This is a genomic window from Pseudomonas sp. AC016, assembly GCF_979253365.1.
In genome coordinates this window covers 189,401-210,008 of sequence record NZ_CEEDCC010000001.1, presented here as the reverse complement: position 1 = coordinate 210,008, position 20,608 = coordinate 189,401, and the positions used below count along the sequence as shown (strand labels likewise).

17 protein-coding genes are annotated in these 20,608 nt (G+C 60.7%); 12 read left to right on the top strand and 5 right to left on the bottom strand.

The window, feature by feature from the left end:
- The first annotated feature begins 81 nt into the window (after positions 1–81).
- The 3 genes from AC0IXS_RS00880 (at position 82) to AC0IXS_RS00870 (ending at position 2,053) form a co-directional block, all read left to right on the top strand.
- Complete coding sequence (locus AC0IXS_RS00880; protein ID WP_004882259.1) at positions 82–507, top strand: HPF/RaiA family ribosome-associated protein; 426 nt, start codon at positions 82–84, stop codon at positions 505–507.
- 9 nt (positions 508–516) lie between these two features.
- Positions 517–1,692: a baeRF3 domain-containing protein gene (locus AC0IXS_RS00875; protein WP_449124535.1), complete on the top strand. Its 1,176-nt coding sequence runs from the start codon at positions 517–519 to the stop codon at positions 1,690–1,692.
- 82 nt (positions 1,693–1,774) lie between these two features.
- Positions 1,775–2,053: a hypothetical protein gene (locus tag AC0IXS_RS00870; RefSeq protein WP_004882265.1), complete on the top strand. Its 279-nt coding sequence runs from the start codon at positions 1,775–1,777 to the stop codon at positions 2,051–2,053.
- Positions 2,054–2,085: 32 nt separating this feature from the next.
- On the opposite strand, the gene AC0IXS_RS00865 is transcribed toward AC0IXS_RS00870, so the two are convergent.
- From AC0IXS_RS00865 to AC0IXS_RS00850, 4 genes are all read right to left on the bottom strand, one after another.
- On the bottom strand, positions 2,086–3,687 hold the full coding sequence (locus tag AC0IXS_RS00865) for a rhamnogalacturonan lyase B N-terminal domain-containing protein (RefSeq protein ID WP_471823456.1): 1,602 nt from the start codon (positions 3,685–3,687) through the stop codon (positions 2,086–2,088).
- Positions 3,688–3,715: 28 nt separating this feature from the next.
- Complete coding sequence (locus AC0IXS_RS00860) at positions 3,716–4,921, bottom strand: pectate lyase family protein (protein WP_162850611.1); 1,206 nt, start codon at positions 4,919–4,921, stop codon at positions 3,716–3,718.
- A gap of 136 nt (positions 4,922–5,057) precedes the next feature.
- Positions 5,058–6,245: an MFS transporter gene (locus AC0IXS_RS00855; RefSeq protein WP_057408290.1), complete on the bottom strand. Its 1,188-nt coding sequence runs from the start codon at positions 6,243–6,245 to the stop codon at positions 5,058–5,060.
- Between the two features lie 264 nt (positions 6,246–6,509).
- Complete coding sequence (locus AC0IXS_RS00850; RefSeq protein WP_057408289.1) at positions 6,510–7,709, bottom strand: MFS transporter; 1,200 nt, start codon at positions 7,707–7,709, stop codon at positions 6,510–6,512.
- A gap of 243 nt (positions 7,710–7,952) precedes the next feature.
- Between AC0IXS_RS00850 and AC0IXS_RS00845 the strand changes: the two genes are divergently transcribed.
- Positions 7,953–9,248, top strand: coding sequence for an NTP/NDP exchange transporter (locus AC0IXS_RS00845; protein WP_471823454.1), 1,296 nt, complete (start codon positions 7,953–7,955; stop codon positions 9,246–9,248).
- A gap of 6 nt (positions 9,249–9,254) precedes the next feature.
- On the opposite strand, the gene AC0IXS_RS00840 is transcribed toward AC0IXS_RS00845, so the two are convergent.
- Positions 9,255–10,145: a LysR family transcriptional regulator gene (locus tag AC0IXS_RS00840; RefSeq protein ID WP_122416945.1), complete on the bottom strand. Its 891-nt coding sequence runs from the start codon at positions 10,143–10,145 to the stop codon at positions 9,255–9,257.
- A 214-nt stretch (positions 10,146–10,359) separates the two neighbouring features.
- On the opposite strand from AC0IXS_RS00840, the gene speB reads away from it, so the two are divergent.
- The 8 genes from speB (at position 10,360) to AC0IXS_RS00800 (ending at position 20,576) form a co-directional block, all read left to right on the top strand.
- Positions 10,360–11,319, top strand: coding sequence for an agmatinase (gene speB / locus AC0IXS_RS00835; RefSeq protein ID WP_004882292.1), 960 nt, complete (start codon positions 10,360–10,362; stop codon positions 11,317–11,319).
- A gap of 147 nt (positions 11,320–11,466) precedes the next feature.
- Positions 11,467–12,993 (top strand): purine-cytosine permease family protein, encoded by a 1,527-nt coding sequence (locus AC0IXS_RS00830; RefSeq protein ID WP_057408287.1) that lies wholly within the window; start codon positions 11,467–11,469, stop codon positions 12,991–12,993.
- Between the two features lie 43 nt (positions 12,994–13,036).
- The gene (locus AC0IXS_RS00825; protein WP_471823451.1) at positions 13,037–13,897 is read left to right on the top strand and encodes a sugar phosphate isomerase/epimerase family protein; all 861 of its coding nucleotides are present in this window, start codon (positions 13,037–13,039) and stop codon (positions 13,895–13,897) included.
- On the top strand, positions 13,894–14,931 hold the full coding sequence (locus AC0IXS_RS00820; protein WP_471823449.1) for an isopenicillin N synthase family dioxygenase: 1,038 nt from the start codon (positions 13,894–13,896) through the stop codon (positions 14,929–14,931). The genes AC0IXS_RS00825 and AC0IXS_RS00820 overlap by 4 nt, the downstream gene beginning before the upstream one ends.
- 32 nt (positions 14,932–14,963) lie before the next feature.
- Positions 14,964–15,758, top strand: coding sequence for an ABC transporter substrate-binding protein (locus AC0IXS_RS00815; protein ID WP_043303587.1), 795 nt, complete (start codon positions 14,964–14,966; stop codon positions 15,756–15,758).
- 226 nt (positions 15,759–15,984) lie between these two features.
- Positions 15,985–17,502 (top strand): amino acid ABC transporter permease/ATP-binding protein, encoded by a 1,518-nt coding sequence (locus AC0IXS_RS00810; protein ID WP_471823448.1) that lies wholly within the window; start codon positions 15,985–15,987, stop codon positions 17,500–17,502.
- Complete coding sequence (locus AC0IXS_RS00805; RefSeq protein ID WP_471823447.1) at positions 17,499–19,100, top strand: 5-guanidino-2-oxopentanoate decarboxylase; 1,602 nt, start codon at positions 17,499–17,501, stop codon at positions 19,098–19,100. The genes AC0IXS_RS00810 and AC0IXS_RS00805 overlap by 4 nt, the downstream gene beginning before the upstream one ends.
- 48 nt (positions 19,101–19,148) lie before the next feature.
- Positions 19,149–20,576, top strand: coding sequence for an aldehyde dehydrogenase family protein (locus AC0IXS_RS00800; protein ID WP_137202087.1), 1,428 nt, complete (start codon positions 19,149–19,151; stop codon positions 20,574–20,576).
- The last annotated feature ends 32 nt before the right edge of the window (positions 20,577–20,608 follow it).

Genomic DNA, 20,608 nt, shown 5'->3' with positions numbered 1-20,608 from the left:
TCCATTTTCAGGAACCGATCGGCTGCCTGATATTTCTACTGGCACAGGCGCAGTGGGGCGCCGGTGTCGGAGGATAATCACATGCAAGTTCAGGTGGACAGTAATCACATAGAAGGCAGTGCAGAGCTGCAGGAGTGGGTCGGCAGCACAGTCGTTGATGAGCTGGAGCGCTATAGCGATCTGCTGACCCGGATCGAGATTCACGTAGGCGACGTCAACGCACAGAAAGCCGGAGCCCAAGACAAGCGCTGCCAGATAGAAGCGCGACCCAAGGGGCATACGCCGCTTTCCGTCACCCACAAGGCGGACAGTCTGGATCTGGCTGTTGCCGGTGCTGCACGCAAAATGAGCCATGCGCTGGAACACCTTGTGGGCAAGCTGTCTACGAAAGTCGAGTCAACCGGGCATCTGACCGCTCCGGTTGTGCATGAGGACTCGGCCGCCGAGATCGATGCCATGCTGGAAGACGAGTTCCTCGCGAAACAGTCTCGTCTTGCCAAAGACTAGGAGGTCGTCATGGTTCAGATTCAACCCTTTACCCGGCAGACCCTCGACACGCTTCTGGAATTGGCGGGACGTCCCAACCTCAGTGTGTACATGCCGACGCATCGAACCTTTCCGCAGCGCACTCAGGATCCGATTCGACTGAAAAATCTGATCAAGGAGCTGGAAACCCTGCTGGAGCGGCACTACCCGCAGATCGCCAGGCAGGCATTGATCACCCCGTTCCAGGCGTTGATCGATGACCAGGCTTTCTGGAATGCCTGCCCTGAAGGCATCGCAATTTTTGGCGGGCTTGAACATTTCATGGTGGTGGGCCTGCACAAGGCGGTGGCTGAAACCGCCGTGGTCAACAGCCGTCCTTACCTGAAACCCCTATTGCGCCTCGCACCGATGACCGACCGCTATCAGGCCCTTTGTCTGTCGCGCGACAGCGTGCGTGTCTACGAAGGATCGATGCAGAGCCTGCAGGAAATCAGTCTGCCGGAGGCGGTACCGACGAATCAGATCGAGGCGTTGGGCGACGACCTGACCCCTCGTGATCAGCGAGGTCATCCGGACGGCTTCAGCGGTGGTGGAGAACGTGGCGATCCGATGATGCATGAGTCGGGCGGCAGCGGTAAGCAGGAGGAAATCAACCTCGACCGGGAAAGGTTTTTCCGCATCGTCGACCGCAAGATCACCGAACACTGTTCGCGTGTCTCGAAACTGCCGCTTGTTCTGGTAGCACTGCCTGAAAATCAGGCGGTATTCAGGGCGCAAAGTCGCAACCCGTTTTTGCTGCCCGAGGGCGTCGAGCAGGATCCCGCGACCCTTACGGCGGCGCAGTTGACGTCCGCTTGTGGAGAACTCATCGGCGTGCGACACGATGACAGGCTCAATCAGGCCTTGGGGCGTTACGAAAGAGCCGTGGGACAGCGGCTGAACGCAAACGAATTGCCGGACATCGCCCGGGCCGCCACCGAGGGCAGGGTGGCCCTGCTGCTGGTCGAAGCCGAACGCACGGTGAATGGCGTGATGGACGGGATGAGTGGCGATCTTGCGATTCGGAGCGACGACGATCCCGGTGCGGATGACGTACTGGACGAAATGATTCTGGCCGTCATGCAGCATGGCGGGGAGGTCATCGTCCTCCCTCCTGAGCGCTCGATGCCCAGCGAGACGGGCGCTGCGGCTGTTTATCGCTACTGACCTTCAACGGACCGCGGGTTCGTGGCCCGTGGTCCCGACTTTCACTTCCCGGCCGATAAAAACAGGCTCAGGAGGCGCAACCATGACCAGAAACGACAAGCAGATGGAACTCAAGGCATGGCACCTGTTACTGGAAGACGATACTTACCGACTGGATCTTCCCGACGACTTTTATCAGACCCTCATCCGTCGGGCGGACGAACTGGTGCTGCGCGAGGTGATCACCCTGCAGGAGTGGCAGCGTTTGAAAGATACTGCCGATGCCGTTTATGAAAAAACACTACAGAGTCTTTCGACCCTGCAACGTGACCGTCTGGACACCGTTTCGATCGATCTGTGTATCTCATCGGAGAAGCCATGAACGATCAAGGCAAGCGCTTGCGGTTACTGGTTTTATTCAACCAGTTGCACGCTGTCATAGACAAAGCCCGGACTCAGAAAGCCCGTGCCGGACTTGCCGGAGGCAACGCCGATCTCGAGAGAATTGGTGCCCGCGTGCAGCGCAGACGCCGGAATGTCGAATTCGAACAGGGCATTGTTGCCGCGCCAGGTTCCACGGGTGATCCCACGACTGTCGGGCTGCACTGACGCAGCAGGCACCGGTGCATGCCAGCTGCCGTTGACACTCAATTGTGGACGTCCGCCAGCTTGAGCCAGTGAAATGAGCACGCGCAGCCGGTAGTCGTGCAGTTCGTTGGCACCCAGCACAAAGTCGATCCGGGTTGGACTGTTGATGTCGCGCCATTGTGCGGCCGGGAAGTCGGCAAGGGGGCTTGTTCCGGCCGTGTACTTCCCAGTGGTCCAGGGTGCCATCCGCGCGTCGGACGGATGAGCCGATGGCAGAAGTCCCGCGTTACGAAAGTCTGCTGGCGTTCCGTCAGGCAGGCCAACCTGCCATTTCACTCGGCTTGCGGGTGGCTCGGCGTGCAAACTGGTTTGTGCAACGCGGCCAGCCGACACGTCTACCGTGCTGTGAGCGATGTCCAGTTCGTTCTGATAAAGCGTCAATCGATAGCGGCCCGGACGAACACCGGCCAAACGGAAATCACCTGTAGTAGAGGTTCGAGCCCAGTACTCTGCCGTGTCATTACTCAGGCCAACCACAACCGACGTGCCTTGGACAGTTCCCGAGGCATGGCCGGACACCGAACCTCGCTCAGCGCTGCTCAGAAACCCTTCAAGCCCCAGCGTGCCGTTCAGAAAATCCAGGTTGGTCAGCACGGCCGAAGGTGCTTCTCCCTGGGTAAACAGCAGACCATACGCACCGTGCAGACCGCCCCGGTAAGCTTCGGTCTGGGTATGGTTGGAAAACATGTAGTTGTACAACTCGTGAGTCTTTACGGTTTTCTGCGTGGCGATGTCCTTGAAAAACGGACCTCCCGAACTGAGCTCGCGATTGCCCATGAGCATATAAACAGCCACGCCGGGGCCTTTCACGCCGTGAATGGGGTCATCGATCATGGGCTGTGCCGAATAGAACTTTGAACTGGTGCGTCCGTCCGGCAGCAAGAACACATCCTTGCCTTCAATCGCTGTGCCGATGTTGGAATCGGTTCCGTGATCGGCCTTGGGCAGCTTGTCGACATCGAGGCGCGCAACGAATCGCAACTCGCCAACCGGCAGCAAAGTGGGTGCGTACGTCGCCATATAAATTGCATCGCGGCCTTTCACGGCCATGTAGTACTGCGTCAGGTCGCCCGCATGGGCGCTGATCACGATCACATCGCCGACGGTCCTGACAGCCACCTGCGCCGCGCCCAGGCCTGATGCAGTCTGCGACGCTTTGGGCTCCCGGGTCTGTAATTCCTGACCCCGGTAGCGCATGGACACCAGATCGCCGTTGCGCTCGTCCACGCTGAAGACCAACTGACTCCCGGTGTCCACGACAATCCGCGGCGGTGTTCGAACAAACCCGAAGGCTGCGCTCTGTGCCTCGTCGGCAAGACCGACCAGACAGCAAAAAGCGCAGCACAACATCCAGATCAAACGAGGCATCAGGCGTACTCTCGGCACTTGAATGGGGTCAGTCCTTGCCCGCACCGGCGTGCAGGGGCACTTGCGCCAATGCCTTCTCGGCAGGCAAGGGCGTCACGAGGTATTGACGGTAGGGCGCAAACGCATCAAGAACCGCGTCGTCTTGCGGGCGATAGTCGTCGCCGCTCAGCTGTTGCAGGTTGGCGGCGCACGCTCTGCCGAGAGTGCGCTGGCATTCGTCATCGACAGACGCAGCGGCAGCCGTCGAGAACAGGGCAAACCCGGTGCCCGGCTGCTGGGTATCGTTGAACATCGGGTGTGTCACGTTTTCGAAGCCGTTCGCTTCGACCAGCAATTGCGAGGAGGGCGTGCGCGACATGATTGCGCCCTGATAGGTCATGCGAGCAAACACGTTGTTGACCAGTTGAGCGATGACCGCAGCATCGTGCATGCCACCCGCATGTGGCGCGCGGCCTGAGGTGTCATGCACGTAATTGCGGGCCAGCGTCAACGTGTCATGGCTGCCGAGGAACAGCCATACCCAGTAGTGATGGCCGTCACAGGTTGAGGACCAGGGCGTACGCCCGTCGAATTCGTTATCGGAAATCGTCACATGGGACGCCGCGCCGAACCCGGTCACGATCATCTGCCTGCCGATGCGCGCGAAAGTGTTGTGGTTGATCCAGACGCCGTCTGCGTCGTCGATGGTCAGCGCATCGCCGCCCCAGACTACCTGCGCATTGATGTCGGACAAGGTGAGGTTGCGAACGATAACGTTGTGGGCACCGCTACCGATGAACAGGCCCATCCCCTGAATGCCTGCCTGTTTTTCCACTCCTTCCAACGTCTTGTTTGAACCGATTTTCAGACGCTGCAAACCGGCGTTGTCATAGGTCACGGAGGCAGGCGGCCTGGACTGGCAGAAGTTGTTTGCCCCATTGAGCGCCAGTTGCGCTCCACCCTTGGGACAAGCCTTGACCATGCAGCCGGTCTCCGTGGTGGTGGCACTGCCGTTTGCCACAACGCTGCCACGAAAATCGAACGTGTGGTCCAGCACTATTACGCGTGGTGTGGCGTCTGTGCAATGACCACGATGATCGTACGTGCTGCACAACGCCTGCTTGAGTTCATCAAGCGTCGCAGGATGCACAGCGGCAGCACTGCCGCCACCTGTGACATCTTTTGCAAAACCGTCGGGATGCTCGGCAGCCTGCAACAGCGAAGGTGTGACGAGAACGGCGCAACACAAGGCCATACCCTGCAGCAGCGATCTACGCAAAAGAATGTCCTCACAGGCAGCAAACGAATCGTTGAAGGCCGATCATCCGACATTCAACGATTTGCAGGCGTGTAGATCGACGCTTCTTAAGCTGCTGTTCAGCCGCCCGTTTCTATTCACCACCCTTCATGCGTCGCGCCATCAGGTAAATACCCAGACCGGCCAGCGCACAGCCCGCGCCGATATAACCCGTGCTGGTCCAGCCCAGTCCCGCGGTGATCGCCATGCCGCCGAGCCATGGACCCAAGGCATTGGCCAGGTTGAACGCAGCGTGGTTGGAAGCCGCAGCCAGACTCGGCGCTTCGTGGGCGATGTCCATCAGACGAATCTGCAGCGGTGCGGCCAGCGCGACCATGGTGCCGACCAGCGCGATGCCGAGCAGTACGCCCCACAGCGAACCGGCGGCGAACGGGAAGAACAGCAGGACCGCCATCGACCAGATCAGCAGCACGCCAACAGCCTTGAACTGCATGCGGTCGAACAGCTTGCCACCTGCGACGTTGCCGATGATACCGCCCACACCGAAGGCTGCCAGCCCGAAAGGAATCCACTGTGGTGAAACGCGCGTCACTTCGAGCATGGTCGGTGCCAGATAGCTGAACACGCAGAACATCCCGGCAAAGCCTACCGCACCGATGGCCAGCGCCATCCACACCTGCGGCTTGGTGAAAGCACCCAGCTCCTTGCGCGGGTCGCTGCGTGGCTCGTCATGACGGTCCGGTACGAATTGCCAAACCAGTGCGATGGTGCAGAGGGCAATCAAGCCCACCAGCGCGAACGCCGAACGCCAGCCGAAGAACTGACCAAGAAACGTTGCGATCGGATTGCCCAGCAACATCGCCAGGGTCAGGCCCATCATCACCCGCGCCACCGCGCCGGCCCGCTGATTGTCCGGCACCATGCTGGACGCCACCACCGCAGCGATACCGAAGTAGGCTCCGTGAGGCAGGCCGCTGATGAAACGGAAGGCCACCAGACTGCCAAAGGTCGGCGTGAAGGCGGTGGCCACGTTGCCAATCGCGTAGAGCGCCATCAGCAACAACAGCATGTGTTTGCGCAACAGTTTGGCGCCGAGAATCGTCAGCAGCGGGGCGCCCACCATCACGCCAAGCGCGTAGGCGCTGATGGCATGACCGACCTGAGGTTCGCTCAGGTGCAGATTATTGGCGATGTCAGGCATCAGGCCCATGATTGCGAACTCGCCCGTACCGATGGCGAAGCTGCCTACGGCCATGGCCGCTTCCATTTTGCCAGCGGCGCGCGCGGGCAGAACGTGCCCGTTTTTTTGCTGAATCGACATGCGTCGCTCCGTTGTGAAAGGGATACCAAACGAAAAATGCCGATGCTGACGCGCATCGGCGAAGGGTTCTAGAACAGTGTTTGGCGAGAGAGTTCCGGATATCTGAACGTCTGAGCCATGAATAGATGAATCGATTCTGCAGCAATTCACCTGCACGCCGGACATGAAAGCTGCCGACCCGTTTTTTAATGTCTTTCAGGATCGGCGCCTGTGCACAGTATTGCCGGAAGCTGAGTCCGCTAAACGGTCAGCCTCCCTGCAGCATCAGGATGGGCAAGTGGCTGACCTTGAAACCTTATCTTCTCGTCGTACCCGGCTCATCGCAGGCACGAGACTGATCAGACCCACCAGCGCCATTGCGGCACCGACCCATAGCGGCGAACGCAAACCATACCCGGCATCGATCACGGCACCACCCGCCCAACTGCCAAATGCCAGGCCCGCAGTGATCACCGAGGTGTGCAGGATGTTGACCATGGCCGCAGGTTCGGCCGCCTTCATCACCCGCGCAACCATTGCCGGGTTCAAGGCGACACCTGTGAGCCCAAGCGCGAAGAAGCAGCCTAGATTCAGCCAAAGATGATCGCCCGCCAGGGCAAAACCACCCAATGCCAGCGCCATCAGCACAAGGCCCCAAGCGAGGGCAGGGAAGGTGTGGCGGTCCGCGAAACGCCCCACGATCATGTTGCCCACCAGGTTGGCAACGCCATAGATGGCGAGAACAGGAGCAACCAGCGTCGGCGCAATGCCGACCTCATGAATCAGGATCGGCGTGCAATAACTGAACGCTGCGAATGTGCCGCCGATGATCAGGCCGCTGGTGATGTAAGCGCCCCACAGCGTGCGATTTTTCAAGCCCGCCCATTGCTGGCTGAGTGGAGGCTCGCCGCCTTTCTGAATCGCAGGCAGACGTCGTGTCGCCAGGACCGTACACAGCATGGCCAGCGCAACCACCGCCCAGGAACTGGCTCGCCAACCGACATGCTGCTCGACCCAGGTGGTCATCGGAACGCCCACCACCGGAGACAGCATCAACCCCGCCAGCACCACCGAAACTGCGCGCCCGCGACCTTCAGGCGCCACCAGACCTGCGCATATCGTCATGCACAGGCCGATACACACGGCACTCGAGATACCCATGATGATGCGTGCGAACGCAAGCACGCCATAACTCGGTGCCGCTGCCGCAACGGCGCCTGCGATCACGTAACACGTCAGCAGCCAGACCAATGCCCGCTTGTTGCTGATGCCTCGGGAGAGCAGCAACACCGTGACCGGCGGACCGCCCAGCGCCATGCCCAGCGCGTAATAGGCAATCAGATTGCCGACCTGCGCCAGACTGACGGAAAACGCTTCGGCCAGCGCAGGCATCATCCCGGCAACCATGAATTCGGCTGTCACCAGGGAAAAGATCGTCAGACCCAGCAGGTAGACGGTTGAAGGCAGTTTGGAGCGGGTAGTCATCAGTGTCTCGGGCCGGGAAAAAGGTCGGTCACGGTAGGGAATGTTGACCGGATGGTCAAATCGACGTCAGGCATATCGTTATTCACTCGACGTCATAGTGAAGCCATATCTGAAATGAAGCGGTTTCGTCAGTGGGCACTGAACGGTGGAAAATGCCTCATGTCTTTAAAACATTGCTTTTGTATTTAACCGGACTGTGGGAGCAACGCTCTTGCCAGGCACATCGCATCAAGGCTCACGATCATGATTCGCGCAGCAGCGCTGAAGTGGGCCAACGTAAGGCCCGGCGAGCGAGCTGCTTTGTTGCTCGGTTTCGCCTTCCATTTCTGCGTGCTGGCCAGCTATTACCTGGTGCGCCCCTTGCGCGACGCGCTTGGCCTGGAAGGCGGTGCCGACAAACTCCAGTGGCTCTTTACCGCGACCTTTCTGGTAATGCTGCTGATGGTCCCGCTGTTTGGCGCGCTGGTGTCTCGGCTGCCGACCCGATGCTTCGTGCCGCTGATCTATCGATGCATCGGGCTGACGATGATCCTTTTCGGCGTCCTGATCGCCAACCGGGTTGCGCCGGTGCAGGTCGGCAACGTGTTCTTCGTCTGGATCAGCGTGTACAACCTGTTCATCGTGTCGATCTTCTGGAGCGTGCTGGTTGACCGGTTTTCCAGTGAGCAGGGGCAGCGATTGTTCGGCTTTGTCGCCGCTGGCGGCACACTGGGCACCTTCATCGGGCCGCTGCTGGCTGCGACCATGGCGGCGCGCATTGGGCCTATTGCATTGACCCTGGCCGCTGCCGTGCTGCTGGAACTGGCTGTTCGCTGCCACCGCGCGCTTCTGGCTCGCACCGAGGCGCAGTCCGTTGATCCTTTGCGCGTGGATCGCCGCATGGGCGGCAGCATGCTCGCCGGCATTACGCTGATCTCACGCTCGCCTTACCTGCTGGGGCTGGTGCTGTTCATGCTCCTGCACACCACCGCCGCGACCTTTCTGTATTTCGAGCAGGGCCGTATCGTCGCGGACAGCTATTCGAACGTGGCCAGCAGGACACAGTTCTTTGCGGTCGTCGATCTGATCGTGTCGGCGCTGACCCTGACGTTCCAGCTTTTGCTGACAGGTCCTTTGATCCGCATGATCGCCGTCGGCGGTGCGCTGATCACGTTACCGCTGGCAACCGTTGTCGCATTTACCGCCATGGCGCTGGCACCGGTGCCGACCACCGTCGCGCTGGCGCAGGGGCTGCGCCGCGCCATTGAATTTTCCGTAGTGCGCCCGGCGCGGGAAGTGCTCTGGACCGTGGTCAGTCGCGAAGAAAAGTACAAAGCCAAGAATGTCATCGAAACGCTGGTGTATCGAGGTGGCGACGCGATGAGCGGATGGCTGTCGGTGGGGCTGGCCGCAATGGGTGCAGGATTTGGCATCGTTGCCATGCTGATCCTGCCGGTCGCCGGAGGTTGGGCCGGGTTGTGCCTGTGGCTCGCCAAACGGCAGAAGTACAAGGCGGATGCGACTGAGGATTTACGCACGGCGCATCGGTATAAGCAGTAGAAGACGCTATCCCTTGAACCAGGTTTTCAACCGGTCTCTGAAACTCTGAATCAAAGGCTCTTTGACACGGCCGCGGCGCAGAGCCAGCGAGAAGGGGGCCTGATGGCCGAATGTGGTGGGCAGCAAGACCTTCAGGCGCTTCTGATCCACCCAGAATTGCGCATAGTGCTCCGGCAAATAGCCGATGTAAGCGCCGGACAGCACCAGAATCAACTGCGCTTCCATGGACTCGACCGTCGCGGCGCTGTCCTTGAAGCCGTGACGGGCCAGTTCGGCCTGGCTCCAGTAACCACGCCCGACCATGCGTTGCTGGGTGATGACTTCTGCCGGGATACGGCGCTGCTCGAACAATTCGTGCCGGTCACTGCAGTACAACCAGTGCTGTTCGCGGTACAGCGCCTGGTACATCAAACCGTTCATGCGAGTCGAGAACGAACCAATAGCCAGGTCCACGCGATTTTCCAGCACACCCAGTTGCAGTTGCGCGGGGCTGAGTACCGAAAGGTGCAAATGGACCGCCGGGTGCTCCTTGCTGTAGGCCCCGATGACATCGGCCAGTGGCAATGCCGGGTCACTGACTGTCGAGTCCAGTACACCGAGGTTCAAGGTGCCGCGCAGTTCGCCCTTGAGCGCCGCGCTGTAGCGCTCGAAACCTTCCAGCTCTGCCAGCAGCCGCAGGGTTTCCTGATGGAACAGCTCACCCTTGCTGGTCAGACTGAACCCGCCGCGCCCGCGATGGCAGAGCACCAGCCCCACATGGGTTTCGAGCTGACTCATGTAAGTGCTGATCGCCGACGTGGAAAGATTGAGCTCCTGCTGCGCTGCCGCGAACCCTTGATGGCGTACCACACTGGCGAAGATGCGCAGCAGTTTCAGGTCGGGCAGGGCAGAGGACATGGGCGCTCCGTGGGCAGTCGGTGGTTCGGCGGCTGGTGTCTGTTGCGCATATCAGCAGCCTTGTGCGGCACACATCATGCCTGCCAAACGCCGACGACGACAATCGGCGATAGTTTAGAAATCTCTGAACTGAGTATTTGCTGACAGCGATTCTTCTGCTCCCACGCCATCACCAGAATGGCCGCACATTTATCGGAACAACGTGAGGCCCTTCGTGGACAAGACTTTCCACCAGCCACTGGGCGGTAATGAGATGCCGCGCTTTGGCGGTATCGCCACCATGCTGCGCCTGCCCCATGTGCAAGCCCCTGAAGAACTGGACCGTCTGGATGCGGCCTTTGTCGGCATTCCGCTGGACGTCGGCACGTCGCTGCGCCCTGGCACGCGCTTCGGACCACGCGGGATTCGCGCCGAATCGGTGATGATTCGCCCGTACAACATGGCCACCGGCGCCGCTCCCTTCGACTCGTTGAACGTGGCCGATATCGGCGACGTGGCGATCAACACCTTCAACCTGCTGGACAGCGTGCGCATCATCGAAGAGGCGTACGACCGTATTCTCGGTCACGGCATCATTCCGCTGACGCTGGGTGGCGATCACACCCTGACCCTGCCGATCCTGCGCGCCATTCACAAGAAACACGGCAAGGTCGGGCTGGTGCACATTGATGCTCACGCCGACGTCAACGATCACATGTTCGGCGAGAAAATCGCCCATGGCACGACCTTCCGCCGCGCTCAGGAGGAAGGCCTGCTGGACAGCGAGCGCGTGGTGCAGATCGGCCTGCGCGCCCAGGGTTATACCGCCGAGGACTTCAACTGGAGCCGCAAGCAGGGCTTCCGCGTGGTGCAGGCCGAGGAATGCTGGCACCAGTCTCTGGCACCCTTGATGGCTGAAGTGCGCGAGAAAGTCGGTGGCGGGCCGGTGTATCTGTCGTTCGACATCGATGGCATCGATCCCGCATGGGCACCGGGCACCGGCACACCTGAAGTGGGCGGCCTGACGACCATTCAGGCACTGGAGATCATTCGCGGCTGCCAAGGGCTGGACCTGATTGGTTGCGATCTGGTGGAAGTTTCACCGCCTTATGACACCACCGGCAACACCTCGCTGCTGGGCGCCAATCTGCTGTACGAAATGCTGTGCGTGCTGCCGGGCGTAGTGCGCCGTTGAGCCTTTGAGCCTTTGGGCGTGAACACCGATTACGTGTGACAGAAGAATAATCAGATCGACCCTCCGCCCGGGTTTAACGGGCGGCCATAAAGGGTCAGCGTGCCTGCGCTGGCCTTACAACAACCGTGACAGGTGCTGGAGCAACACATGAGCCATTCGACGCGTGCCGAAAAACCCGACAAAACCCGAATCGAAACCTGGGGCGTCGAGCAGATCCCCGACAGCCAGCGTCATGCACGCCCGCTGGATCTGTTTCGTCTGATCTTCGGCGGTGCCAACACCTTTTCCACGGCAGTGCTGGGCAGCTTTCCAGTGCTGTTCGGGTTGTCGTTTCAGGCCGGGTTCTGGTCGATTGTGCTTGGCGTGATGGTTGGAGCGCTGATCCTCGCACCCATGGGGCTGTTCGGCGCGCTCAACGGCACCAACAACGCGGTCTCTTCCGGCGCGCATTTCGGCGTGCATGGACGCATCATCGGCTCGTTTCTGTCGCTGCTGACGGCGGTGGCATTCTTTTCCCTGTCGGTCTGGAGCTCGGGTGACGCGCTGGTCGGCGGCGCACAGCGCCTGATCGGTCTGCCGGAAAACGACCTGAGCCTCGGACTGGCCTATGGCTTGTTTGCCATCCTGGTGCTGGTGGTGTGCATCTTTGGTTTCCGCTTCATGTTGTGGGTCAACAAGATCGCGGTCTGGGCGTCGAGCCTGCTGTTTCTGCTGGGCATCTTCGCGTTCTCCGGCCCGTTCGATGCGGGTTACGTCGGCAGCGTCAGTCTTCAACAGCCAGGGTTCTGGGCGGCGTTTGTCGGTGCTGCGCTGTTGGCGATGAGCAATCCGGTGTCGTTCGGCGCTTTCCTGGGCGACTGGTCGCGCTACATTCCGCGTGAGACGTCAAAGGCGCGAATCATGCTCGCGGTGCTGGCAGCGCAGGCCGGTACTTTGATTCCCTTTCTGTTCGGCCTGTGCACGGCGACCCTGGTGGCCAGTCAGGCACCGCAATACATCGAAGCCAATAACTATGTCGGCGGGTTGCTGGCGATTTCGCCGGGCTGGTTCTTCCTGCCGGTGTGCCTCATTGCAGTCATCGGTGGGCTGTCTACCGGCACCACCGCGCTGTACGGCACCGGACTGGACATGTCGAGCATCTTCCCACGCCTGCTAAGCCGTGCCGGTGCGACCTTGCTGATCGGCATTGCGGCCATTGCCTTTATTTTTATTGGCCGTTTCACCTTCAACCTGGTGCAAAGCGTGTCGACCTTCGCGGTGCTGATCATTACCTGCACCAGCCCATGGATGGTGATCATGATTCTGGGCCTCATCACTCGTCGTGGCTTTTATCATGCCGACGATCTGCAAGTGTTCACCCGTGGTCAGCGGGGCGGGCATTACTGGTTTCACCATGGCTGGAACTGGCGCGGGCTGGGTGCCTGGATTCCCAGTGCGGCGATCGGCCTGTGCTTCGTCAACCTGCCGGGACAATTTGTGGGGCCATTGGGCGAACTCGCGGGCGGCATCGACATCAGCCTGCCGATCACACTCGGCCTGGCGACGCTGTTGTACCTGACCCTGCTACGCACTTTTCCCGAGCCTGCCGGGGTCTACGGCCCAAAAGGCGCGCACCCGGTGCTCGGCCGCAAGGCGATGAGCAACGCGGTACAACCGGCTTCCGTCCACTCGTGATCGCTGCTGCGCCCCAAGCGGGCGCAGACGATGAGGCATGCTCATGAAACTGGAACTCTTTCGTACGTTATGGGGCTACCGCGGCACTTGGCAGCAGGCGCTGGATGAAGCGCAAGCGGCAGGGTTCGATGGACTTGAAGCGCGCATCCCTGAAGAAGGCTCAGAGCGCGCTGCATTCGGGGCCTTTCTGCGCGACAACCAGGTGCCCTACATCGCCATTCTGTTCACCTCGACGCCTGTGTTGCCATTGCAGTCCGCCACGCCCGCCGAGCATCTGGACGACTTCGCCCGCAAGTTGCGACTCGCAGCAGAGCTAGAGCCGCGCTTCGTCAACGTGCTGGCCGGTAACGACCGCTGGCCCTTGGCGCAGCAAGTGGACTTTTTCGGGGAGGCGCTGCAGATCGCCGCTCGCAGCGGCCTGGTGTGCAGTTTCGAAACTCATCGGGCGCGCTCGCTGTTCAATCCCTGGCTGACCCTGCAATTGATCGAGCAAGTACCGGACCTGCGTTTCACCAGCGACATCAGCCACTGGGTGGTGACGTGTGAACGTCTGTTGAACGATCCGGCTGACGATCTGCGCGCCTTCGTCGAGCGTGTGCATCACATTCAGGCGCGGGTCGGTTATGACCAGGGTCCGCAGGTGCCGCACCCGGCAGCGCCGGAATATGCCGAGGCGCTGGCGTTTCATCAGCAGCACTGGGCCGACATCTGGACATCGCAACAGGCGCGAGGCTACATCGGCACGACCATGACCCCGGAGTTCGGGCCCGATGGCTATCTGCATCGCCTGCCGTTTACCGACGTGCCCGTGGCGGATCTGTGGAGCCTCAACGCCTGGATGGGCCGTACCGAGCGCGAGCACTTCAATACCTTCTTCAATCCATCGGCGAGGCCGCTGTCATGAGTGAACGTCCTGCTTTCACACACATTCCTGTGGTCGATATCCGGGGGTTGTTCAGCGAGCGTCTTGAGGATCGTCAGGCAGTCGCTCAGCATCTGGGTGAGGCTGCCCGTCAGGTGGGCTTTCTGTACATCACCGGGCACGGGATCGAGCCTGCGCTGATCAACAACCTGCACCGCGCCGCCGAGCACTATTTCGCCCAGCCGATCGACGCCAAGATGCGTCATTACATCGGTGCCTCGCAGACCCACAAGGGCTTCGTGCCTGAAGGTGAAGAGGTGTATGGCACAGGCAGGCCGGACCACAAGGAAGCATTCGATGTCGGGTTTGAAGTGCCCGCCGACAACCCGTTGGTGATCGCCGGTACGCCGTTGCTGGGTCCGAATGACTGGCCGACGTTGCCCGGATTTCAGACCGCCGTGCAGGCTTACTACCAGGCTGTCTTCGCTCTGGGGCGTCAGCTGTTTCGTGGGTTTGCCCTGGCGCTGGGGCTGGATGAGCATTACTTCGATGAAATGGCCTGTTTCCCGCCATCCAAACTTCGCCTGATCCATTACCCGTTCGACGCCACCGCCGAAGACGCACCGGGCATCGGCGCCCACACCGACTACGAGTGCTTCACCATTCTCATGGCTGATCAGCCGGGACTCGAAGTCATGAACGAAAAGGGCGAGTGGATCGATGCACCGCCGCTGCCGGATGCGTTCGTGGTCAACATCGGCGACATGCTTGAGGTCATGACCAGCGGGGCCTTCGTGGCCACCGCGCACAGGGTGCGCAAGGTCAAACAGGAGCGTTATTCCTTTCCGCTGTTCTATGCCTGCGATTACCACACGCTGATCAAACCCTTGCCGCAATTCGCAGCAGCCGGGCAGGGCTACGAGGAAATCGCCATCGGCGAGCACATGTGGGCCCAGGCTTTGCAAACCTATCAATACCTTCGCCAGCGCGTGGCCAGCGGGCAAATTGCCCTGCCGGAACGCGCCAGAAAGCCATCAAGCTTCGGGCACCTGAAAAACCAGAGCGTGACTTCGTGACCTGCCGTTTCCCTCAATCTGGAATGACTACTATGCAAAACACCACGCTTTCGCGCTTTGCCGCTTCGATTCTCGGCCTGGCCCTGTTTGCCGGTGCCGCTCATGCAGCGCCTACGGCAACACCCGGCACGCTCAAGGTCGGCATGGAGATTTCCTACCCGCCGTTCGAGTCCTACGACGGCGACAAGGTGGTCGGTTTTGACCCGGATGTCTCCGCTGCGCTGGCCAAACAGCTGGGCGGCCTGAAAGTGGAGTTCGTCGACACGCGCTTTCCGAACCTGATCCTGGGCCTGAACGCCAACCGCTTCGACACCATCATTTCGGGCATGTACATCACTGACGAGCGCACCAAACAGGCCGAAGCGATTCCTTACGCGCAGGTCGGTGCAGCGATCATGGTCCGCAGCGACAACACGACCAAGCCGCAGCAACCTGAAGACCTGTGCGGCATGAAAGTCGGCCTGCAACAGGGCACCAACTGGATCAACCAGCTCAAGGCCGTGTCCGCCGATTACTGCGCCAAACAGAACAAGGGCGAGATCGCCATCAGTGAATTTCCGACCACTGCCGAGGCGTCCCAGGCACTGATGTCCGGCAACATTCAGGCGCACCTGGAAATCTCCGCCGCTGCCCAGATGATAATCGACAAGGCCCGCGGCCGTATTGTGATCAGCTCGCAGAAATCGCTGTATCCGCAGACATTGGGTATCTACATCAAGAAAGGCAACACCGAACTGGCGGAACAGATGCGCAGTGCGGTGGAGGCGTGGAAGAAAAGCAGCGAGTACAGCGAGATTCTCAAGAAGTACAACCTTGAGCCTGCGTGAGCCGAGGGTGCTGTGCTCCTGAGACGACCAGGTCGCACTGCAGACACCGGACGGTAGGAGCGCGCTTGCCCGCGATGCGATCTTTCAGACGATCAATCAGTGACTGTGCTGACGCCATCGCGGGCAAGCGCGCTCCTACATAGAAGCTTCCGCAATATCGCGGCATCTGCAGGTCAACGCCACAGCTACACCGGCCATCACCTTCACCCGCTGCACCGAGGTCAACATGGCATTCGATTGGGCTTATTTCTTCTCGCTGTTTTCGTTTTCCGCTTTCTGGAAAGCCTGCGTCACGGTGGTTCAGTTAAGCACCCTGGCATGGACGCTCGGGCTTGCGCTGGGCTTTGTGCTGGCCAGCGCCAAGCTGTCCAGCCACGCCTGGCTGCGCCTACCCGCACATTTCTACGTGTGGCTGTTTCGCAGCATCCCGCTACTGGTGCTGCTGGTGTTCGTCTACAACCTGCCGCAGCTGTTCCCATCGACCGGTAGCGTCTTGTCCCAGCCTTTCTACTCAGGGCTTATCGCACTGGTGCTGACCGAGACCGCGTACATGGCCGAGATCCATCGCGGCGGACTGCTGTCGGTGCTCAAGGGCCAGCGTGAAGCGGCCAAGGCTCTGGGTATTCGCGGGCTCGGCGCTCAGCGGCTGGTGATCATTCCGCAGGCCATACGCATTGCACTGCCGACACTGACCAACGAATACGTCACCATCGTCAAACTCACCTCGCTGGTGTCGGTCATTTCGTTGAACGAGTTGCTGCTGGTGGGCCAGCGCCTGTATGCGCAAAACTTCCTGGTGCTGGAGACCCTCGCCGCGGTGGCCGTGTATTACGTGCTGATCGTCACCGTGTTCGGCTGGCTATTGCAGTGGGCTGAGCGGCACCTTGATCTGTCTCGCAAGAACGCCCAGACGCTGGACGACAGTCAGGCCGCCGCGCTTCGTCAACCGGCCGCGAAGGGCAAGCCCCCTGTTCAGAAAATACCCGGACAACCGGACGCCCTGTTGCTGCGCAGCATTCACAAGCGCTACGGCAATCACGAAGTGCTCAAAGGCATTGATCTGACCGTACGCCCCGGTGAAGTGATTTCCATCATCGGGCCGTCAGGCTCCGGCAAGACCTCGCTGATTCGTACGGTCAACAATCTGGAAAGCATCGACAAGGGCGAGATCGTGCTGTTCGGCAATGATTTCATCGCCGCTGGCAAGCACCCGGACTCCCCGGTAATCCGCCAGGGCATCCGGCGCATCGGCATGGTGTTCCAGAACTTCAACCTGTTTCCGCACCGCACCATTCTCGATAACGTGATTCTGGCCCCGCGTTACCACGGGCTCGCCAGCACCCGTGAACTGCGCCGCAAAGGCCATGCGTTGCTCGACCGGGTAGGCTTGCTGGCCCACGCCGACAAGTACCCGCATCAATTGTCGGGCGGTCAGCAACAGCGGGTCGCCATTGCCCGCGCACTGGCCATGGAGCCGGACATCATGCTGTTCGACGAACCGACCTCGGCACTCGACCCCGAGCTGGTGGGCGATGTGCTCAATGTCATTCGTGACCTGGCAGAAGAGGGCATGACCATGTTGATCGTCACCCACGAGATGGATTTCGCCCTGTCGATTTCCGACCGCATCGTGTTCATGGAAAACGGTCATGTGGCCGCCGACGCCTCGCCAGCCGAGATCCGCAGCGAAGGCCACGAACGGGTGCGCCGCTTCATCGGTCTGGAACAGGAGGCGATGGCATGACCACCTGTGGCGAGTTTCTAGTCAAACAGCTGCAAGCCTGGGGCGTCGATACCGTATTCGGTATTCCCGGCGTGCACACCGTCGAGCTGTATCGTGGCCTGCCGTCCAGCAACATTCGTCACATCACTCCGCGTCACGAGCAGGGCGCAGGGTTCATGGCCGACGGTTATGCGCGGGTCAGTGGCAAGCCCGGCGTGTGTTTCATCATCACCGGGCCGGGCATGACCAACATCATGACCGCGATGGGCCAGGCCTACGCCGATTCGATTCCGATGCTGGTGATCTCCAGCGTCAACGAGCGCTCCCGTTTGGGGCTGGGCAACGGCTATCTGCACGAACTGCCGGATCAGCGCGCCATGGTGGCGGGTGTCAGCGCGTTCAGCCATAGGCTGATGGACGTCGATGAACTGCCTGACGTTTTGGACAGGGCCTTTGCCGTGTTCGACAGCCAGCGACCGCGACCGGTGCACATCGAATTGCCGCTGGACATCATCACCGCAGCTGCTGATCACTTTCAGATGCGCCCGCGTAAAGTGGTTGCTCGCCCAGCGCCGGACACGGCAGCGATTCAAGAAGCTGCTGCACGTCTTCAACAGGCCAAACAGCCGCTCCTGTTGCTGGGCGGTGGCTGCGTGAACGCCGTGACCGAGGCAAGCGAGCTGGCCACACGTCTCGACGCTCCGACCGCGCTGACCATCAATGCCAAAGGATTGCTGGCGAGCGATCATCCATTATTGATCGGCAGCAACCAGTCACTGGTTCCGGTGAGGCAATTGGCGCTGGACGCCGATGTGGTGCTGGCCATCGGCACGGAGCTGGGCGAAACCGATTACGACGTGGTGTTCGACGGCAACTTCCGGATTGGCGGCGAGCTGATTCGCATCGATATCGACGCCACGCAACTGACCCGCAACCATCCGCCGAGCCTATCGATTGTCAGTGATGCGCGACTGGCCATGAAGGCGCTGCTGGACGCCTTGCCATCCCGGATTCGCCGTATCGACAGCCCAGGCGCACAGCGGGCGGCGCAGGTTCGAAAGCAACTGGTCGAGGACTCCAGCGGCTGGGCGCATTACCGGCGATTGTTCGACTGCATCCTTGAAGTGCTGCCTGACGCACGCTTTGTCGGTGACTCGACCCAGACCGTCTACAGCGGCAATCATCTGGTCGACCTCGACAGCCCACGGCGCTGGTTCAACGCATCGACCGGCTACGGCACGCTGGGTTACGGCCTGCCCGCCGCCATCGGCGCCAAGCTGGCTGACCCGACGGTGCCTGTGATCAGCCTGATGGGTGATGGCGGCATCCAGTTCACGCTGCCGGAACTGGCCAGCGCCGTGGAAGCGCGGGTCGGAATTATCGTGCTGCTGTGGAATAACCAGGGTTACGGCGAGATCAAGCGCTACATGGAGCGGCGTGACATCACACCACTGGGCGTGGACATCTATACCCCGGATTTTGTGGCCATCGCCCAAGGCTTTGGCTGCGTGGCCGAACGCGCCCGTGACCACGCGCACCTGCAAACGCTGTTGCGCCAAGCTCCAGGCGACCGGCCGTTGATCATTGAGGTCAACGAAGCGCCGCCGTTTGCCCCCTGAACCCCGAAAGCCGGACCTTTGCAATCCAGTTTCAAGGAGCAGTGCCCGATGAATACCCCGCATTACATCAACGGTCAGTGGCAGGCAGGCGAGGGCAACGATGTTCTCACGGTCTGCGATCCTTCCCTTGGCGAACCATTCGCAGAGCTGGTGTCGGCGAGCCCTGCGCAGGTTGATCAGGCCGTGACAGCTGCGCGAGCTGCGTTACCCGCCTGGAAGGCAACGACCGTCACCCATCGGGCAAACGTGCTGCGTGGCTTTGCCGAGCAGCTTGCCCAGCGTCGCGAAGCGTTGATTGAACTGCAGATGCGCAACAACGGCAAACCTCGCCATGAGGCCGAGGTGGATCTGGACGATGCGGTAGCGACGTTCAATTACTACGCCAAACTGATCGAGAGCCAGACCTCGAATCGCGACGTGCAGTTGCCAGTCCCCGGTTTTACTTCACGCACGCGTCTTGAAGCGGTGGGCGTGGTCGGCCTGATCGTGCCGTGGAATTTTCCGCTGGTGACCAGCGCCTGGAAACTCGCCCCGGCCTTGGCGGCAGGTTGTACCGTGATCCTCAAATCCTCGGAAATAACCCCACTGGTCGAGCTCGCGTATGCGCAGATCGCCCAGCACGTGGGCTTGCCGACCGGCGTGCTGAACATCGTCAACGGCAAGGCCGAGACCGGCGCGGCGCTGAGCGAACACGCGGGTCTGGACAAGTTGTCGTTCACCGGCAGCAACGCCGTGGGCGTTCAGGTGATGCGCAACTCGGCAGCGTACTGTCGGCCGGTCACGCTGGAGCTGGGCGGCAAATCGGCGTTTATCGTGTTCGACGACTGCGACCCGGATCAGGCCGTGGAGTGGATCGTTGCCGGTATCTGCTGGAACGCAGGACAAATGTGCTCGGCCACCTCGCGGTTGCTGATCCAGGAGGGGATCGCCGAGGCGCTGATTCCGCGCCTGCAGGTTGCTTTTCAGAACATGCGTGTGGGCAATCCTCTGGTCGACGAAGTGGACATGGGTCCGCTGACCAGCCAGGCGCAGTGGCGCAAGGTCCACGAATATTTTGCAATCGCCGAACAAGAGGGACTGACGTGTCTGGCAGGCGGGAAGGCAAACCGGCAAGGGCAGGGCTGGTTCGTCAGCCCTGCGCTGTACACCGACGTGCCGGACAGCAGCCGGTTGTGGACCGAAGAGATCTTCGGCCCGGTACTCTGCACCCGGCGTTTCAGCACTGAAGATGAAGCCATTGCGCTTGCCAACGACAGCCGTTTCGGACTGGTCGCCACGGTGGCCAGCGCAGACATCGAGCGCGCCGAGCGGGTGGCCGATGCGCTTGAGGTAGGCCACGTCTGGATCAATTCGATCCAGGCCGTGTTTGTCGAAACCTCCTGGGGCGGCACAAAGGGCAGCGGCATCGGCCGTGAACTCGGGCCTTGGGGACTGGCGGGGTATCAGTCGGTCAAGCATGTGACGCGGTGCGGATAAGTCGTCTGTTTCAAGAGAACTGCGCCAGATGA